The following is an 18,126-nucleotide window of genomic DNA, read 5'->3' on the forward strand; positions in this document are numbered from 1 at the left end:
AGCTTTCTATCTCGACCCGTGCGTACTTAAAATCCTCCGCATAAATTTTTTTGGACTTTATCGTTTATACTAAAGGTACGTTTTAAGGGCGCTTCGACGATACTGGCAGCGGTCCCTGAAAGGCGTAAGTGGCTGAATCAGAATCTTTTTTTAGCAGAAAGGTTTATTGAAAAATGGCAGAAGAAAAAGACCGCGCTTCCGGGATAACGACGATTGCGGCAGAAGTTATTGAAACGATCATGATCCAGACGGCTGTCGAAACGAAAGGCGTTTCGCGCATCTCCCCGCATTCTTCGCATCCGGGCGTCAAGCTGAAAATCGATGGGAAAACGGTTAATGCGGACGTTTTCGTCATCCTGAAAGCAAAGGAAAACACGAACAGCGTCGGGGCGGAAATTCAGAAGAATATTTCGCGCTCGATCGTTGAAACGGTCGGGATGGACGCCGGCGCGATCAACGTCCATATCGATAATTTCGATATTACGCCGCCTGAAGCCTGATTGCCGTATGAAACTTCGCTTTATCGACGACAGCGAGACAAAAGGGATCCCTGCCGATTTTGAAGACGGGGATAAGTATGAATCGGTTGAAATTGAGAACGCGCCGCTTGACGATCGGACGCAGGCGCGTGGCGTTGCGCTTCAAATCCTATACGAAAGAGATCTTACGGACCATCCGCTGGGCGCGATTATCCGGGAACGAATGGAAACCGTCGATTTAGATAACGATCTGGCGAAATTCGTAATTCAAATCGTTGCCGGAACCATTCCGAATACGGCGATGATCGATTCATTTACGGTCAGGTATGCGCCGGAATGGCCCATCGATCAGATCGCCGTCATCGATCGGAATATTATCCGTATGGCGGTCTGGGAATTCGCGATCGCGGAGCTGAATCCGCTGAAAGTCGTTATTAATGAATCGATCGAATTAGCGAAATACTTTGGATCGTTGAGTTCTAAACGCTTTGTGCATGGGGTTTTAGGAAGTCTTTCGGGTCATATCGATGAGATAAAAGCTGCTGCTAAGCTCCCGGAGGAAGACTAAAATATACTAATTCCTGAACTGGGATTTTCTGTTTTTTCCCGCCTCAGGATACGGCTGTGCTCGCGCGCAGGCGTCACTTGATCTTTTTACCCCTCTCTCTTTTCTTTTATTGAAGACTGACGCGGATCGCCGGCGTCTTGTCATTATTAATTTAAGCTAACCTAAAGCCTCGATTCCCAACAAACCGGTTTATAATTATCGTGATTGGAATTCTTTGCGGGGACGACTTGCCCCGTGTCAGTTTCAGGTTAGTTTTTTTCCATAAGAGACCAATCGAAACACAAAATCTATAAAGGAGTATTGCAAAATGGAAATTATTGGCGTTCCTGGAAAATATGGTCTGGAAAATTACGGTATTATCAATCCCAATAAGGTCTATTGGAACCCGGCTCAAACCGTATTAATTGATGAAGCTGTCTCTCGCGGCGAAGGCGTTTTCTCTCCTGACGGCGCTCTGATGGTTGCCACCGGTAAATACACCGGCCGTTCCCCTAACGATCGTTTTGTCGTCGATAACGGAACTGAAGAAGAAAAGAATATCGACTGGGGCAAAGTTAACGTTAAGATTTCCCCGGAAAAATTCGACGTTCTTTATAACCGGATGCTCGGATATGTTCAGAATCGCGATCTGTTCGTTTCGGATCTGGCCGTCGGAGCCGACCCGGCGTATCGGCTCCCGGTTCGCGTTATCTCCGAACTCGCATGGTCGAACCTGTTTGCGACCAACATGTTCCTTCGGCCGCCGCTCGCCGAACGCGTCGACCAGGTCCCTGGCTTTACGGTCATCTGCGTTCCCGGCCTGCTCGGACGAAAAGAAGACGGATTGAACTCCGAAGCGTTTATTCTCGTTAACTTCGCGAAGAAAATCGTCCTGATCGGCGGTTCGCAATATGGCGGAGAAATTAAGAAATCGATCTTCTCGGTCATGAACTTCATGCTCCCGCTTAAGGGCGTCATGACGATGCACTGCTCCGCTAACGTCGACAAAGTTAACGGCGATACGGCGCTGTTCTTCGGGCTGTCCGGAACGGGGAAAACGACCCTGTCCTCCGATCCGAATCGGCTCCTGATCGGAGACGACGAACATGGCTGGAGCGATCATGGGACGTTTAACTTTGAAGGCGGCTGCTATGCGAAAGTAATTCGTCTGAGCCATGAGCATGAGCCGTTGATCTGGGACGCCATCCATCGCTATGGCGCGATCCTCGAGAACGTCGATTATGACCCGGTGACGCGCGTGATCGATCTTGACAGCGCCCGTCTGACGGAAAACACGCGCGCTTCCTACCCGATCCATTTCATTGACGGTATCGTCGAAAACGGGCAGGGCGCGATTCCGAATAATATCTTCTTCCTGACGGCTGACGCCTCCGGCGTCCTTCCTCCGCTTTCGAAATTGGACAAGAACCAGGCGATGTATTACTTCATGTCGGGATATACGTCTAAGCTTGCCGGTACGGAACGCGGGGTTACCGAGCCGCAGCCGAACTTCTCGGCCTGTTTCGGTTCGCCGTTCCTTCCCCTCCATCCGTCCGTCTACGCCGCGCTTCTCGGAAAGAAAATCGCTGAGCATGAATCAAACGTTTGGCTGCTGAATACGGGTTGGTCAGGCGGTCCGTACGGTATCGGCTCCCGCTTCAAGCTCCCTTATACGCGCGCGTTTGTGACCGCGGCGCTGAACGGGACGCTGAAAGATGTCGAATTCGTCAAGGAACCGTTCTTCGGTTTAGCGATTCCGAAGAGCTGTCCGGGCGTTCCGTCCGAGGTTTTGAATCCGCGCGATACATGGGCGGATAAGGCTGCATATGACGAAGCCGCGAAGAAACTCGTCGCCTCGTTTGAACAGAACTTCAGGAAATACGCTGCGCAGACCGCCGCTGAAATCGTCAACGCCGGGCCGAAAGCCTGATTCCCTGGCAAAGCAGCGAAAGTTGAAAGTTATCGAAGGAGCCCCTGGAAAATCGGGGCTCTTTCTTCTTCATTCGGAAGAGCCGCTCAGGGCCAGCAGAGCAAGCGCCAGACAAATAAAAGGAATCATGGGAATCGTCGCCTTCCTTCCGCCGATCCTCTCGCGGAACAGCGCGGCAAAGAGACCCGCGCCGGCCATTCCCAGCCCAAACGCGGAAAATCCGCGCATGAAGCCAACCGCTCCGCAGAGCGCGGCCGTAAACAGAATATCCCCAAAAGAAAAAATCTCAGCTTTTAAAAATCCGGAGAGGCCGCTTTGAAGAAAAAAGCAGGCAGAAAACGCGGTAAAACCGGGGACGAGTCAGGTTTGTATATTGCCATGCCTATGCGAAACCAAAAAGCCCGCAACAAACAGCAGCAGGTTCGTCTCGATCGGGATCCGTTCGATCCAGATATCGCTGATCGCCGCGAGGATCAGCACAACATGGATCGCCATAGCCGGGGGGAGATCGAGGGATGAAGATTTTCCGAGCGTCATCAATAGATAAGACAGCGTAAAACTAAATCCGATCCAGAACCGCGCCGTTGAAAAAACGGGCGATTGAATTCCAGCTGCATGAAACTTTATCCGCGCCCGAAGCGTCATAGAAAAAGAGAGAGATGTCCAGGCGATGAATTGGAGCAGGACGGATAAAAGCAGAATGAGTTCAAGCCGCAAGATATGGATATCTCCTTGCCGGCAAAGTATAACCAATTTTCACCGCTGTGGACGTTCTCGTGATATAATGGATATCTAAATTCGGGGATGCCATGGCTTCGACGGGGGAGGCTGGATCCGGATTGCGAGTCGAGAGGCGCCCGATCTCGTAAAATCAGCGCAAAAAATTAAGTGCCAACAATCGCACTTCCTACGCTGCAATGCCGTTAGCCGCTTAAGCGACCGGCGTTCAGCCTGACCTTTTCAGGTCACGTCCGCCCGAATCGTATCCTGACCGATCGCGGAGCGGGCGCCATAATGTCAGGATGCTGACCGCGAATTCACGGCGCGGGACAAAAGAGGACTTTCGGGTCTGAGTGAATCGCTTCCGTCGAGTGCGTTCCGTCTCTCGATGATAAGCTAAAATGAAACGGAAATACGCTCGTAGTATATTCGAGGTTCGATTCTTTCGGACGCGGGTTCGACTCCCGCCATCTCCACTCGAAACAGCGCGCTGACGATTCAGACGCGCTGTTTTTATTTTTCACGATTCACGCTATAATTTCGTCTATGGAAACCAACCCATCACGACCGATCGCACTCCTGAAAGGCTCCGTACTGATTGCGTTTCCGGTCGCGTTCGCAGTGCTTTTCTTCTATCACCCCCTCATCGAAATCTTCCGCGTCTCGTTCAGCGAGCTTTTCGGCAAGGCTGAGATCGACTGGGGCAGGGTCTTTTCCGTCTTCCGCTTCACGGCGTTTCAGGCGCTCCTTTCAACCGTCCTCACGATCCTCCTTGGACTCCCCGCCGCCTGTATCTTCGGGAGGTACCGGTTCCTCGGGAAACGATTCCTGAACGCGCTGTTCTCGATCCCGTTCATCCTCCCGACGATCGTCGCCGCGACCGCATTCAACGCGCTGATCGGGCCGAAAGGTTGGATCAACCTGTTGATGATGAAGCTGAACGGGCTGGCGACGCCCCCAATCCGCGCTTTTGGCACGCTGCAGATAATTATCGTCGCGCATATCTTCTATAATATTTCGATCGTCATCCGCATGGTCAGCGCCGCATGGTCGGGGCTGGATACGCGCTATGAAGAAGCCGGCCGCGTCTTAGGCTGCTCCGGATGGACGACGTTCCGAAAGGTCGTCTTCCCGCTGCTCCGTCCCACGCTGCAATCCGCCGCGCTGATCGTCTTCCTGTTTGATTTCACCAGCTACGGCGTCGTGCTCCTGCTCGGCGGCGGCGCCTTTCGGACGGTTGAAGTCGACATATCGCAGCAAGCCCTGATGTTCCTGAACTTGCCGATGGCGTCGACGCTTTCGATTCTCCAGCTTATCGTAACGCTGGGCATAACTCTGTTGGACCAGCTGTCCTCGAAAACAATTGCCGCGCTGCGAATTCCCCGGGTTCGCGGCGAGAATCAGCGGAAAATCCAAGGATTTGGCTCACGGCTTTGGATATCGCTGTACCTTTTCGGACTGATCTTATTCCTGGGCTTGCCGCTGATCGCGCTGGTAACGCGCTCGTTTTACCTTCTTCCCGCTGAAGCTGAACGTCTGGGCGGAAACGCCGGCTGGACGCTGACATTTTTCAAGCAGCTCTTTATCAACGAACGGAAATCCTTCTTCTACGTTCCGCCGCTGATGGCGCTGGTCAATTCGTTAGCGGTCGGGATCGGCGTCGGCGTTCTCGCAACCCTGACGGGAGGGCTGATCGTCTTCGCCGAGAATCGTTTTCCCTGGACCCGACGGCTTGAATGGCTCTTCATGATTTCGATTGGGACCTCCGCCGTCACGCTGGGCCTCGGATATTTAATCGCGTTTCGGAGCCAGATCCGGAATCCGCTGCTGATCGTCGCCGCGCATGGACTCATCGCGCTTCCCTTCGCGATCCGCTCGCTCAAACCCGCTTTTTCCGCGATTCCACTCTCGCTTCGTCAGAGCGCCGCCGTCTCAGGCGCGAATCCGTTCAGGACGTTTCTTATGGTTGAACTGCCGCTGATGAAAAACGGGCTTATTCCTGCGTTCGTTTTTTCGATGACAATTTCGCTCGGCGAATTCGGCGCTTCGTCGTTCCTATCCAGCCCGGAGCGCCCGACGATTCCAATCGCGATCTACCGCTATCTGGGACAGCCGGGCGCAAAAAATTTCGGTCAGGCGATGGCGCTGTCGACGATCCTGCTGCTCTTATGCATGCTGAGCGTTTTGGCGCCGGAGCTGCCCGCGAATGACAGGAGCTGACACGGCTATGCTGATGATCTCGAATTTATCATACCGATATGGGAACGAGCCGCTGCTAAACGATCTGTCTCTTTCGCTCTCTGATCATGAAGTTCTGTGCCTGCTGGGAGAAAGCGGAAGCGGAAAAAGCACGCTCCTCCGGATTATTGCCGGACTGGAAAAACCGCTGTGTGGCGAGATTCGTTGGAATGGGGTGAAAATCAACAGCCTGCCGCCGCATAAGCGAAACTTTGGGCTGATGTTCCAGGATTACGCACTTTTCCCCAATCGGACCGTCGCGGAAAACGTCGCGTTCGGGTTGGAAATGAAAAAAGGTGTTTCAAAAAAGATGATTCGCGAGCGCGTCAACCTGCTCCTCGGCCAGATCAGCATGACCAGCTTCAGCGACCGGCGCGTGACCGAGCTCTCCGGCGGGGAGCAGCAGCGCGTCGCGCTCGCCCGTTCGATCGCGCCCAGGCCGCATTTATTAATGCTTGACGAACCGCTGGGCGCGTTGGATCATTCGCTTAAGCGCGGTCTGCTTGCCGAGCTACGCGAGATTCTCGGGCGAAACGGGATTCCCGCGATCTACGTTACGCATGATCAGGAGGAAGGCTTCTCGATCGGCGACCGGATCGCGCTTCTCCATGACGGAAGAATTATCCAGAACGGGAGTCCGGAAAGCGTCTACCGGAACCCCGCTTCCGTCTGGGCGGCGAAATTTCTGGGACATCAGAATATGACGCCCGCCGCGGCGATCAGCGCCAATAAAGTCGAATGCAAGCTGGGCGAACGCCTGAGTCGGCTTGAGGTTAACCTGAACCATGACCTCATCCTCGGGCAGAAAATACATCTCCTCTTTCATGAGCTGACGATCGAAGACAACGCGGACAGTTTCAAGTACCGCATGGACGGCAGCGTCAAAGACGTTATTTTCAAAGGGTCGGCGTATGAAATTCACGCTGAAATCGCCGAAGGAACGATATTTTCCGTATGGTCGAAGCGCTCGCGCGAAATCGGCGAAAAAATCGTCATTCCATTCAGCAGCGACCAGATCAGCGTCCTGTTTACCTGAAGGCGCTGATTTCCCGAATCCATCCGCCAGCGACCTGATATCGAAAAACGATCATCGAGCCGACAAATAAAGCCGTCAGCGCAGCCGCGCCGAGGACGCGATCCCAAACCGGAAGCGGCTCCCGCGCAAAACGGATTAAACGGTCCATCGCCGAAAGCAAAACGAAAAACAGCGCACCGGTCGCCGCCACCGGAACCAGCCCCAACGTCAGGCCAAACGCGCGCTGAATCGGGATCCAGCGCGGATCAGCGTTCACGAGCAGGTAAACGCCGGCAATCGACAGGCAAAGCGCAATCAGCAAATCACGCCATCTGATTCGCCGCCCCGCGCTGAAGCGTCCAGGCTCGGTAAATTCGCGGAGCATGAGCGTCAAAATCCACCCGACCCAAACGCCCAGCCCGAACCCGGAAAGGCAGCGTATAATCGGGCGGTCCGGGTAAAGATCGGAAAGAAGCGCGCTGCGGTTCAGGTTCTTCATCCCGTCAAACGCGTAAAATCCAATCGCCGAAACCGCGCCGATCATCGGTACAGGCCCCAGGAGCGAACGGAACGAAACGGCGCGCCGGCGAAACAGAGAAAAACCTACGGCTATTCCGAGAAACAGCCCGCTGCAGCGATAGCAAAGCGGACAGGCGACGCCGCCAAACGACGGCGTTCGCGTCGGTAGCTGATGGCAGAACGCAAAGCCCAGCGTATTGAACCGCCCAAATACGCCGGGCTCACCAAACAGAAGCCAAACAAGCAACGCCGCGACGATAAATAAGATTGCTCCTATGCGCAGCGCGCGCTGAAGCCCGCTCCCCCTCATCGATCGCTCACGCGCCGTCGTCAGGCGATTCATTCATGAGGGCCCCTTCCGCAGTTACCCAACCGACGGCGGGTTGAATCAGGTCGATCAGGTCCCTTCCGCGAAGACGGACCGACAAGCCGCGCTCTCCGCCTGACAGGATCATCGCTGGCGCCTCTGCGGCGGAAGCGTCGACGACGAAGCTGAACCTCTTATGGAGAAGACCCAACGGCGATATGCCGCCCGACAGCATTCCGGTCAATTTTTCGGCTTCGGACTGCGTTGTCATGAATAATTTTTTCTCTCCCAACAAGGCGGCGACTTTCTTCAAATCAACCGACGCAGGCTCCGGGATGACGACGACGATCGGCTTTCCCCGTTCCGCTCGCTTCAAGACGATCGATTTATAGACCATCCGAGGATCAACGCCAAGCCGTTCCGCCGATTCGACCGCAGATCGCTTGACCGGTTCGCTTTCTAAAACCTCGAACACAATCTTTCTCGACAGCAAAAAACGGATAATATTATTCGTCCTCATGGCGCTTCCTTCTCAATAAAAATAAATCGGATTCGTATAAATCCAGCCGCGAAGCTGGAACCGATAGGGGATATAGACTTCGACCCGATAATAACCCGGCCGATTCGCGATCAGCGGGATCGAACGGACATTCTCCCATTCCCGAAGGATCTTTCCCTGATGGATCAATCGGCAGACGGATTTCTCAGTCGGAATTTCAATTTTAATCGTCGCGCCAGCGTCCAACGCAGCCCGGTCGCCTGGATAAACCGTCCCCATAGCCGTATCCGCTTTGAAAACGAAACCGTCCGTCGGGCGGAACCAGTCGATCGAAACGAACCCCCGCCCCAATTTCAACGAACGGTAAATATTCGCCCGATCGCTTTCAAGATCGCCGCTGAGCGGTTCCGAAAGATAGAGATGGTTCTTCGCCGCCGCGAACAGGTGCGATTCGTCCAGAATTTCCAAACGACGGCCCGCAGCCCATTGCGCAAAGTTAACGCAGGCTGATCCGCAATACGCGGCGACGCGCCGACCTGCGGTCAGGAACTCATCCCATTTCTGAAGCGCCGCCAGCGACGCATGCGTCAACCTGTCTACGCCGGTTGACCGGATGAAGAAGTCGGATAATCCGAATCGTCTCCGCTGCCCGGCTGTTTTATATTCGCTTTGCAGGTTTAAAATCTCGATCCCGGTAAAGTTTTGAATCTCCCAGTTTACCCATGGCGAATTCAGCGGCGAACGGGCGGAATCCGCCCGTCCTGAAATCAGGCCTTCCCGATTCGCCGTCAGAACTTCCCGTTCCGTAAGGCCGTCGAACGGATGTGCGATAATCGTCAGCCCTTCCCACTGGCTGCAAAAGTTAATCAGCTGCTGCGGCGTATCCGCCTGATTCGCCATTTCCCGTCCCCCGTTCAGGATCAGCATATGCCCCGTGTCGTTCGGGAACGACCGGAACACTTCTTCGCCGGTCAACAGGAGCAGCCTGCGTTCGTCGCGGTAATAATACTGTTCCTTTCCAGAAACGTAAACGTTCGCGTCAGTAACGATCAGGACGTCGATCCCGGCGGTCAGGCCTGCCTGCGCGAGCGAATGATACTTTTGCTCGCCGCGGGAGAATGACGAATGATTATGTAAATTAACCGTGATTTCCTGCATATATCCGTCTCCGCTTTTCAAGATTTCATGTATAATAGCCATGTTAACAAAACATGGAGGATTTTTAATGGAGACTTTTTTTGATATCGCCCTGATTATAACGTCGATCGCTACGATTGCCTGCGTCGTATTACAGAACCGGGGCCTTGGATTGGGAAGCCTGGGCGGAAACGAACCGGGCGCGTCCGTTTTTAACGCTCGCCGCGGGATCGAAAAAATCCTGTTCAACATGACGATCGGCTTCTCGGGCTTACTGCTGGTTTTAGTCCTCCTGCGCGTCATTATTTTCTAAAGCCCGGTTGGTTCCCGCGCCAGATTAAACCATTCGGCGGCGCTCTTCCGGAAACGGCTTTCATCGAGCCATGCAGTATGTAAGGAATATGAAAAGGCGGATTCATTCCTGACGGAATCCTTTCAAAACAGGCTATAGTCTGGCTTTTGGGACCGGTTCAGAAACGGAACGCTTTTTTTTCGCCAGTTCATGGGAAAATATACGATGGCCGTCATGGTTTCTGAAACAAAATCCATTATTTCTTCAGTTTTTCACAAATTCCGACTATACTTTTCCTATAAATAAAGGGAAATACATAATGGGTTAGGGAAGCAAGGCCATGAATATCAAGATCACGCTGAAAAAAATCGCGCAGGAAGCCGGCGTTTCGCAGGCGACCGTATCCAGGATCGTTAACCAAAATACGAACGTCAGTCCGGAGCTTACCGAAAAAGTCGAGGCCGCTGCGCGGAAGCTCGGCGTAGAGCTCCCCAGAGAACATAATAATATCAGCCAGACGCACGAACGCTGCCACGTCGTCGGGATCCTTTTGTCCGATCTTTCGAACCCGTATTTTCAGGAAATTCTGAAAGGAGTTGTCGACGAGGCAAAGCTCCTGGATTACGGCGTTCAGGTTTTCGAAACGTACGAAGACCCAAGATCCGAAGAAGAATCCTTTCAGCATATCGGCCGTTTCAACCTGGACGGAGTGATCATGTGTGCGTCGCGATTATCGCGCTACCGGCTCCTGAATTTTTATCAGAAAACGCAGCTGCCGATGGTCCTCGTAAACCGCTATATCAAGAATTCCAATATCTGTTCTATTCTGATTGACTATGAAAAAGCCATGATTCAGGCGACAGCGCACCTGATCGCGCTGGGGCATAAGCGGATCGGCTTTTTAGCCGGTCCGGCCAGCAGCGAATCAGCGAAGGTTCGGATGAACGGGATCCGGATCGCGATGGAACGCGATGGACTCGAACTGGACGAGGAGTACTGCCCGCGCTGCTTCCCGACGATCGAAGGCGGATTTCAGGCGATGACCTCGCTTCTCAGTATCACGAAGAACCGCCAGCCGACCGCGATCCTGGCGTACAACGACCTGATCGCGATTGGCGCGCTGCGCGCCGTCCGCTCCCGGGGGCTGCGGATTCCGGAAGATATCTCGCTGATCGGGATCGATAATATTGAAATGGCGTCGCATTCCAACCCACCGTTAACGACGATTTCCCCGCCCAAGAAACAGATGGGATCGCTGGCAATGCGGACGATTTACCGAATGAACACCGGCGACTATGAGCACAGCGAAGGATATATCGAACTGGACGCCCCGCTGACGCTGCGCTCGTCGACGACGGTCTGCGCCGAGAGATAACGAAAACGGCGCAGCCGAAAGACGTCCGCTCAACGCCGGCTAATTCAAAGGCGCGGCGCGGCCGCTTTTCCGTCGATAGCGATAAAACTCGATCGCGACGCCGACGAGAATGACGACGCCTTTAATAACGAATCGCCAATAGCTATTAATCGTCAGGATCATCAGCGCGCTCGCCAGGACCGTAATCAGTACGCAGCCAAAAAACGTCCCGCTGAGCCGCCCTGAACCGCCGCGAATCGACGTCCCGCCGATAACAATCGCCGCCAACGCGTCAATTTCATAGTCATACCCGGAGGTCGGAACGACAGAGCTCAACCGCGACGCCGCGATCACTCCGGCCATTCCAGCGCTGAAACCAGAAAGAAGGTAGGCGATCCGCCGCACCTTTGAGACGTTGATGCCAGAGAAATCGGCGGCCTGCGGATTCTCGCCGATCGCGTAAATATGCTTTCCAAACGTCGTTTTATTCAGCAGTATCCAGGCCGGAACGTATATCAGCAGCGCGGCGAAGAAACAGACGGGAATTCCGAAAAGCGTCGCCTTCCCGAGCCAATCCCAGCCGTCGACACTGACGCGTACCGACGCGCCGTTGGAGAGCAGGAAAGCCGCGCCGCGAAAGATACTGAACGTCGCGATCGTGACGATAAACGGCGGAATCGTCATCCAGCTGATCAACGCGCCGTTCAGCGCCCCGATCGCGATCCCGGCCGCCAGACCTGAAAGAATCCCCAACCCGAGCGGGAGCCCGCGCGTTCCGACCGCTACCGCCGCGGCCATTGCGGCGAAGCTCAGCGTCGACCCGACCGAAATATCGATCCCGCCGGACAGGATGACGAACGTCAATCCGCAGCTGACCAGTAAGTACACCGACAGCTGCCGCAGCACGAAAACGAGGTTGCTGGGGCGGAAGAAAACGTTTCGCAGGCTATCCGACGCAAAGATCATCAGCAGCAACACGATAATCGTCAGGATCGACCCGAAATTTCTTTTCAGGAAAAATCGGGCGTAGCGAATCGGATCCCTCAAATCCGGATCGGTTCTTTCTGAAAGCTGGTTCATGACAACCTTCCGCGTTTTTCCATCAAACGGTTCAGGACTTCGGATAAAAACGCCCTCGTCGAAACGGCTCGCGGGCGCGTCCCTGTTTCATACAAGTTTACCAAATCCTTCGTACAAACGCCTTCGGAAAACGCCGCCAGAACGGCGCTTTCCAGACGATCGGCGAATTCCGCCAACTCCGCCGCCCCGTCGAGCTCCCCGCGCTTTCGCAGCGCGCCGCTCCAGGCAAAGATCGTTGCGGCTGGATTCGTCGACGTTTCTTCCCCGTTCCGGAAGCGATAATAGTGCTGCGTGACAGTCCCATGCGCAGCCTCGTATTCATAGCAGCCGTCAGGACTGACCAATACGCTCGTCATCATCGCCAGCGAACCGAACGCGGTCGCGACCATGTCGCTCATGACGTCGCCGTCATAGTTCTTGCACGCCCAGACGAAACCGCCTTTCGAGCGCATAACGCGGGCGACCGCGTCGTCGATCAGCGTATAAAAATACGAAAGCCCGGCCGCCTCGAAGGCGGACCGGTACTCGCTCTCGTAAACGGACTGAAAAATTCGCCGGAACGTCCCGTCGTACGTCTTCGAGATCGTATCTTTCGTCGAAAACCAGAGATCCTGACCAACCGACAGCGCGTATGAAAAGCAGGCGCGGGCGAACGATTCGATCGAATCGTCTTTATTAAACGTCCCCTGAAGGACGCCGGGGGACTCGAATTCATAAATCGTTTCCGCGCTGCGCCGGCCGTCCGCGTCCGTAACGACGAGCTCCGCCCTCGATCCGGCGGGGACGCGCAGCTCCGTACCTTTATAAACGTCTCCGTACGCATGGCGCGCGATCGTAATCGGAAGCTCCCAGTTCCGGACAGCCGGTTTAATCGGCGGAATGACGATCGGCGTCCGGAAAACCGTCCCGTCTAAAATCGCGCGGATCGTTCCGTTCGGACTTTTCCAAAGCTGTTTCAGGCCATATTCCTCCTGCCGCTGACGATTCGGGGTAATCGTTGCGCATTTGACCCCCACGCCCAGCCTTCGGATCGCCGCGCCGGCTTCCTGCGTGACCCGATCGTCGGTCGCGTCGCGGTTCTCCAGCCCCAGATCATAGTACGCTGTCTTCAGTTCAACGAACGGCTCGATCAGCGTCTCCCTGATCCAACGCCACAGAACCCGCGTCATCTCGTCCCCGTCCAACTCAACAATCGGGGTCTTCATTTCAATTTTCGTCATTTTCTTGCTCATTTTCGGTCCGTCCTCTGCGTCGCGATGCGCTTTGCGTAGAAATTCATCAGGCTCCCGGAAAGCAGGATCTCTTTTTCTTCGACAGTCAGCTCGCCGATCCGCAGTTCAATATCATCGAAACCGTCCGCGCGGTATACCCGCGCCGGAAACGTTCGTTCGCCCTTCTCAAGCTTTTCGCGGATAGATTCTACCCAGACGATATCTCCGGTCGCATAATCAAACGAAGCGGACGATATCAAAAAAGGAACCAATCCCCAATTAATACAATTGCTCCGATAGCGTTTCGTCGCGTATTCGATCGCCAGGTTCGCGTTTCCGCCTAAAACCCGCTGGCAGGAGGCAGCCTGTTCCCGGGCAGAACCATCGCCGGGCTTCCTCGCGAAAATCGCAGAACCAATCGACGTTTTTTCCCAATCGATCGCCGCCGCCTTCAACCGCTTTAATTCCGCCTGGAGCCTGAGAGAATCGATATCGCCCGTTCGCCGGAGCGCTTCCAGCTCCGCGATCCGTTTCGCGTCGCCGACGTACGAAGGGACGCGCCGCGACAGCGTAAATTCGGCCAATTTCAGCGGATTTGACCGGTACGAGGACGTTTCTCCCGAAGGGATCAGTTCGTCGGTCGTCGTGACCGCGTCCTGAATGACCGCCGCAAGGATCATGATCATCCCCTCCACCATCGGGTACGCCTTCGGCCAGGGCGTAATATTCGGCCCCATCCGCAGCGATTCAGCGCTAAGCGGATTCCCAACGCCACGATACACGCGCTTCCGATAGATCTCGCCTTCGAACTGATACGGAAGCGCTTTCTCCTCGTAGTCGATATCCGCCGCCGAAGTCAGCGCGCCGCCGCGCGCCGAGGTCGCCGCGATCGACCGCGCGTCCATGAGCGCCACGCCGGTCGCCTGCCCTTGGTCCGGCTTGGAACCGTCCCGGTTCGGGAAGTTCCGCGTCGTATGGCGGATACTGAGCGAATGGTTCGCGCCGATATCGCCCGCCCCGAAACAGGGGCCGCAAAAAGCGGACTTCGTCACAACACCCGCCGCCTGAAGCCGATAGACGACCTGATTCTTCGCTAACGCCGCGTACACGGGCAAGCTCGACGGGTAAACGCTGAGCTCGAAAAAGCCGTCGCCTATCGACCCGGTCTCCATAATATCGGCGGCAGCGCATATATTTTCGTACATCCCCCCGGCGCAGCCCGCAATCTCGCCCTGATCGATCCGGATTTTTCCGTCGATGACCTTATCCGTCAGCTTTAATCCGCGCTCCGCGCCATAAAGCGCCTCGGATTCGATTTCAACTGCGCGGAGATGGTCCCCCGGATTTTCAAGCAGTTCACGGATCGGAAGCGCGTTGCTCGGGTGGAACGGAAGCGCGATCATCGGCTCAATCTCCGAAAGCTCGATTTCAACCAGCCGGTCATAAAAGCTGCGCGCTCCCGGTCGAAGCGGACGATACGCGTCCGGACGACCATGAAGCGCGAAATAATCGCGGACGCTGCCGTCCGTCGCCCAGACCGACGACAGGCAGGTCGTTTCCGTTGTCATCACGTCGATCCCATTCCTGAAATCGATCGAGAGCGAAGAAATTCCCGGTCCGGCGAACTCGAGAACGCGGTTCTTGACGAACCCCTGCGGAAAAACCGCCTGGATCAGCGCCAACGCGACGTCCTGAGGCCCGACGCCATGCCGCGGCGCGCCCGTCAGATAAACGAGAACGACTTCCGGATCGTCGATATCATACGTGTTCGCCAGCAGCTGCTTGACCAATTCGGGACCGCCCTCGCCAATCGCCATCGTTCCAAGCGCGCCATAGCGCGTATGACTATCCGATCCAAGGATCATCCGGCCGCATCCGCTCATCATCTCCCGTTCGAACTGGTGAATAACCGCCAGATTCGGCGGAACGTATACGCCGCCGAATCTGCGCGCGGCCGACAGTCCGAAAGCATGATCGTCAGCGTTGATCGTCCCGCCAACGGCGCAAAGACTGTTATGGCAGTTGGTCAGAACGTACGGGATCGGGAACCGGTCCAATCCGCTGGCGATTGCGGATTGAATTATCCCGACATACGTAATATCATGCGAAGTAATCGAATCGAACCGGATCCGGAGTTTTCCGGGAATCTCTGACGAGTCGTGCGCGCGGAGAATCTGATAGGCGATCGTATGGTTACGGAGCGCTTTCAGCGATTCGATCCCCAGCCCGGTCTCGGCCTGAACGTCGGGCAGGGTTCTAACACGTTGACCGTCGGTAAGAATAACGGGGGCGGATGTCAATCTGATCATAATGGCGCTTGTCCTGTGGAAATGGCCGGAGCCTATCCAGCCTTAGATAAGAAATCGACGATCTGCTGCGCGTTGGTATCCGGCTTCGCGCGTGGAAAGATCCTGGCAACGACGCCGTCCGGATCGATCACGAACGTAGAACGAACGACTCCCATCGTCGTTTTTCCAAAATTCGTTTTCTCCCGCCAGACGCCGTACGCTTCGATCGCCGTCCGCTCCGGATCAGCGCATAAAATAAACGGCAGCGCGTATTTCTCCGCGAATCTGGCGTGCGATTCGACGCTGTCCTTGCTGATACCGATGACAACCGCGTTCAGCGACCGCAGCGCCGCGAACGAATCGCGGAACGCGCAGGCCTGCCGCGTGCATCCGGGCGTATCGTCCTTCGGATAAAAATACACGACCACGGTCTGACCCCGAAAATCTGTTAACCGCCGAACGATCCCGTCCTTATCCGCCAGCGCAAAATCCGGCGCGGTCATTCCAACCTCAAGCTTCATCGTTTTTCCCTCCAGTTCAGAACCCTTATAATCATATCATCGCGGAGAACAAATCTGCGAATCAGCATACAGATCATAACGAATCCAGTCCCAGCGGGGCCGTCTTTCGGCTGGAGCACAGCCAGACAAAACTGCTATCCGGTCATAATTTATCGAAGCTGCGGAAATTATCGGGTAGAATAAAATCTGCGCTTTGCGCTACCTCTCTTAAAGGGCGAGGGTAACGAGAGGAACGTTCTCGTGAGAGGCGCCCGAAGGATAAAAAAATGGAAAAAATGTTGATTAATGCTGAGAAGCGAACGGTCTTCGGTAAGAAGGTCGGCGCTTTACGCCGGCAGGGGCTCGTTCCCGGGGTTATTTACGGTCATCATACCGAACCGCTCTCGATCCAGATGAACGCGCGCGAATTAGCCCGCTTCCTGACCAAAATTACGTCGTCCAGTATCGTTTCGGTTTCGGTTGACGGTAAGGACCACCCGGCGCTCGTTCGCGAACTTCAGCGCAATTACATCCGCAACGAAGTTATCCATGTCGACTTTCAGGAAGTCTCGCTTAAGGAAAAGATCCGCACCCGTATCATGATCACGCTGAGCGGCGTTGCGCCCGCGGTCAAGAATTTCGGCGGGATTGTGCTGCACGAACGCGAATGGGTTGAAGTCGAAGCGCTCCCGACGGATTTACCGGAACGGATTACGGTCGATATCTCTGGTCTCGAAAATATCGGAGACGCGATCCGCGTTTCCTCGCTGAACCTTCCCGACAACATCACGGTCCATGCCGAACCGGAAGACGTTATCGTCTCGATCAGCGGCGTTTCAGCCTCCGCGGAAGTTGAAGAAGAAGAAACCGCGGTGGACGAAGCTGAACCTGAAGTCGTCGAAAAGGGAAAGAAAACCGAGGAAGAGTAGGTTTTCTTATGAGGATAAAAAAATGGACCCCAATCCGGGTCCATTTTTTTATCCTCCGTCGTCAGCCGCGAATATCGTCATAAAAATCCGGTTCATCGATAAAATCATGCCTTTGGCCCTTTCCCGCGTTGAGATCGTCAATTGCCTTCTTAAGTCTTCCAAGATTCTCTTCACTGTAGAAAGGATCTGTATCCACCAAGGAACGGCCAAAGATCAGGTAGCCTGTATGACCGACCATACGATCGGACGGGCGGAACTTCGCCGCGTCCGCGCGGTAATACCGGAGCATGACCTCGCACACCTCGATAAATCCGAACCGGTTCGTCTCCAATGCTTCAATCAGGAGCGAAACCTGGTTCGCGGTTGGGAGAAGCGATCCGAAAAAGCCGCCCGATTTCAGCGCGCGTTTAGTCTGCGGCAGGTAGTCATAAGCGTTCGGGACGTCTAAAAACAGCGCGTCGACGTTCCGTTCGTCAAACCCTTCCTCGATATTGCGGACTTTAAACTCGACCCGCGATTCAAGCCCGATGCGCGAAACGTTTTGCTTCGCGAGCTGCTGGAACGGTTCCTTTGCCTCGTACGAATAAACTTTCCCGGTCTCGCCGACCGCGTTCGCGAGCGCGATCGTCATCGCGCCCGAGCCGCTCCCAGCCTCGATCACCCGCTGGCCCGGGGCGATCGCCAGATTCAGCAGCAGAAAGCCGATATCCTTAGGATAAAGAATTTGCGTCTTGCGCGGAATAAATTTAATTAAATCCGCCAGCGCCGGCTGAAGCGCGCAGAAACGATGACCGTTATGCGTTTCGATGACCGACCCGAACGGCTTCCCGAGAAGATCCTCTGCACGGATAATCCCCTTATGCGTATGGATCGTTTGACCAACGTCGATCTTTACGATCTGATGAATATGCCCTCGCCCAACGATCTCAACCAGATCGCCGATCTGAATTTCGCTTGACGCTTCGTCCGCAGGATTCGTTTTCAATTCGTCCATTTACATTCCATTCCAAAGCAATTTGAACTAATCATAGTTGATTTTCATCGTCCCACTTAAAATTTCGCACAAATCGATTGTCCCGTT

Annotated in this window: 17 protein-coding genes and 1 other RNA gene; 9 read left to right on the plus strand and 9 right to left on the minus strand. The window is 54.8% G+C overall.

The genetic code is table 11. The features are described 5' to 3' along the window. The first annotated feature begins 173 nt into the window (after positions 1-173). From BEQ56_07575 to BEQ56_07585, 3 genes are all read left to right on the plus strand, one after another. Positions 174-500, plus strand: a complete 327-nt coding sequence (locus BEQ56_07575; protein AOH43346.1) for a hypothetical protein — start codon at positions 174-176, stop codon at positions 498-500. 91 nt (positions 501-591) lie between these two features. Continuing rightward, a complete protein-coding gene (locus tag BEQ56_07580; protein AOH44456.1) occupies positions 592-1,047 on the plus strand; it encodes a transcription antitermination factor NusB in 456 nt (151 codons plus the stop codon). A gap of 307 nt (positions 1,048-1,354) precedes the next feature. After that, positions 1,355-2,956: a phosphoenolpyruvate carboxykinase (ATP) gene (locus BEQ56_07585; protein ID AOH43347.1), complete on the plus strand. Its 1,602-nt coding sequence runs from the start codon at positions 1,355-1,357 to the stop codon at positions 2,954-2,956. Between the two features lie 360 nt (positions 2,957-3,316). On the opposite strand, the gene BEQ56_07590 is transcribed toward BEQ56_07585, so the two are convergent. Further along, positions 3,317-3,673 carry a hypothetical protein gene (locus tag BEQ56_07590; GenBank protein ID AOH43348.1) on the minus strand — a complete coding sequence of 119 codons (357 nt, stop codon included), beginning with the start codon at positions 3,671-3,673 and terminating at the stop codon, positions 3,317-3,319. Positions 3,674-3,756: 83 nt separating this feature from the next. Between BEQ56_07590 and ssrA the strand changes: the two genes are divergently transcribed. From ssrA to BEQ56_07605, 3 genes are all read left to right on the plus strand, one after another. Beyond that, positions 3,757-4,155: a transfer-messenger RNA gene (gene ssrA / locus BEQ56_07595) on the plus strand. 67 nt (positions 4,156-4,222) lie between these two features. Next, entirely contained in the window at positions 4,223-5,896 is a 1,674-nt protein-coding gene (locus BEQ56_07600; GenBank protein ID AOH43349.1) for a hypothetical protein, read from the plus strand. 7 nt (positions 5,897-5,903) lie between these two features. Then, the gene (locus tag BEQ56_07605) at positions 5,904-6,950 is read left to right on the plus strand and encodes a hypothetical protein (GenBank protein ID AOH43350.1); all 1,047 of its coding nucleotides are present in this window, start codon (positions 5,904-5,906) and stop codon (positions 6,948-6,950) included. Here the strand turns inward: BEQ56_07605 and BEQ56_07610 are convergent. From BEQ56_07610 to BEQ56_07620, 3 genes are read right to left on the minus strand one after another with little or no spacing between them, the layout of a single operon-like run. Further along, entirely contained in the window at positions 6,943-7,791 is an 849-nt protein-coding gene (locus BEQ56_07610; GenBank protein ID AOH43351.1) for a hypothetical protein, read from the minus strand. The genes BEQ56_07605 and BEQ56_07610 overlap by 8 nt on opposite strands. Beyond that, the gene (locus BEQ56_07615; GenBank protein ID AOH43352.1) at positions 7,766-8,275 is read right to left on the minus strand and encodes a hypothetical protein; all 510 of its coding nucleotides are present in this window, start codon (positions 8,273-8,275) and stop codon (positions 7,766-7,768) included. Before BEQ56_07615 ends, BEQ56_07610 begins: the two co-directional genes overlap by 26 nt. 12 nt (positions 8,276-8,287) lie before the next feature. Next, positions 8,288-9,412 (minus strand): hypothetical protein, encoded by a 1,125-nt coding sequence (locus BEQ56_07620; GenBank protein AOH43353.1) that lies wholly within the window; start codon positions 9,410-9,412, stop codon positions 8,288-8,290. Between the two features lie 67 nt (positions 9,413-9,479). Between BEQ56_07620 and BEQ56_07625 the strand changes: the two genes are divergently transcribed. Both BEQ56_07625 and BEQ56_07630 read left to right on the plus strand, forming a co-directional pair. Next, on the plus strand, positions 9,480-9,704 hold the full coding sequence (locus BEQ56_07625) for a preprotein translocase subunit SecG (protein ID AOH43354.1): 225 nt from the start codon (positions 9,480-9,482) through the stop codon (positions 9,702-9,704). A 319-nt stretch (positions 9,705-10,023) separates the two neighbouring features. Continuing rightward, a complete protein-coding gene (locus BEQ56_07630; protein AOH43355.1) occupies positions 10,024-11,058 on the plus strand; it encodes a hypothetical protein in 1,035 nt (344 codons plus the stop codon). 39 nt (positions 11,059-11,097) lie between these two features. On the opposite strand, the gene BEQ56_07635 is transcribed toward BEQ56_07630, so the two are convergent. From BEQ56_07635 to BEQ56_07650, 4 genes are read right to left on the minus strand one after another with little or no spacing between them, the layout of a single operon-like run. Beyond that, positions 11,098-12,084, minus strand: a complete 987-nt coding sequence (locus tag BEQ56_07635) for a hypothetical protein (protein AOH44457.1) — start codon at positions 12,082-12,084, stop codon at positions 11,098-11,100. 29 nt (positions 12,085-12,113) lie between these two features. Next, positions 12,114-13,337, minus strand: a complete 1,224-nt coding sequence (locus tag BEQ56_07640; protein AOH44458.1) for an isocitrate dehydrogenase — start codon at positions 13,335-13,337, stop codon at positions 12,114-12,116. 8 nt (positions 13,338-13,345) lie between these two features. Continuing rightward, positions 13,346-15,637: a hydratase gene (locus tag BEQ56_07645; protein AOH43356.1), complete on the minus strand. Its 2,292-nt coding sequence runs from the start codon at positions 15,635-15,637 to the stop codon at positions 13,346-13,348. Between the two features lie 32 nt (positions 15,638-15,669). Further along, positions 15,670-16,137, minus strand: a complete 468-nt coding sequence (locus BEQ56_07650; protein ID AOH43357.1) for a peroxiredoxin — start codon at positions 16,135-16,137, stop codon at positions 15,670-15,672. Between the two features lie 266 nt (positions 16,138-16,403). Between BEQ56_07650 and BEQ56_07655 the strand changes: the two genes are divergently transcribed. After that, positions 16,404-17,045, plus strand: a complete 642-nt coding sequence (locus BEQ56_07655) for a hypothetical protein (GenBank protein ID AOH43358.1) — start codon at positions 16,404-16,406, stop codon at positions 17,043-17,045. Between the two features lie 61 nt (positions 17,046-17,106). On the opposite strand, the gene BEQ56_07660 is transcribed toward BEQ56_07655, so the two are convergent. Continuing rightward, the gene (locus BEQ56_07660) at positions 17,107-18,039 is read right to left on the minus strand and encodes a hypothetical protein (protein AOH43359.1); all 933 of its coding nucleotides are present in this window, start codon (positions 18,037-18,039) and stop codon (positions 17,107-17,109) included. Between the last annotated feature and the right edge of the window lie 87 nt (positions 18,040-18,126).

Source organism: Anaerolineaceae bacterium oral taxon 439, assembly GCA_001717545.1.
GTDB lineage: Bacteria > Chloroflexota > Anaerolineae > Anaerolineales > Anaerolineaceae > Flexilinea.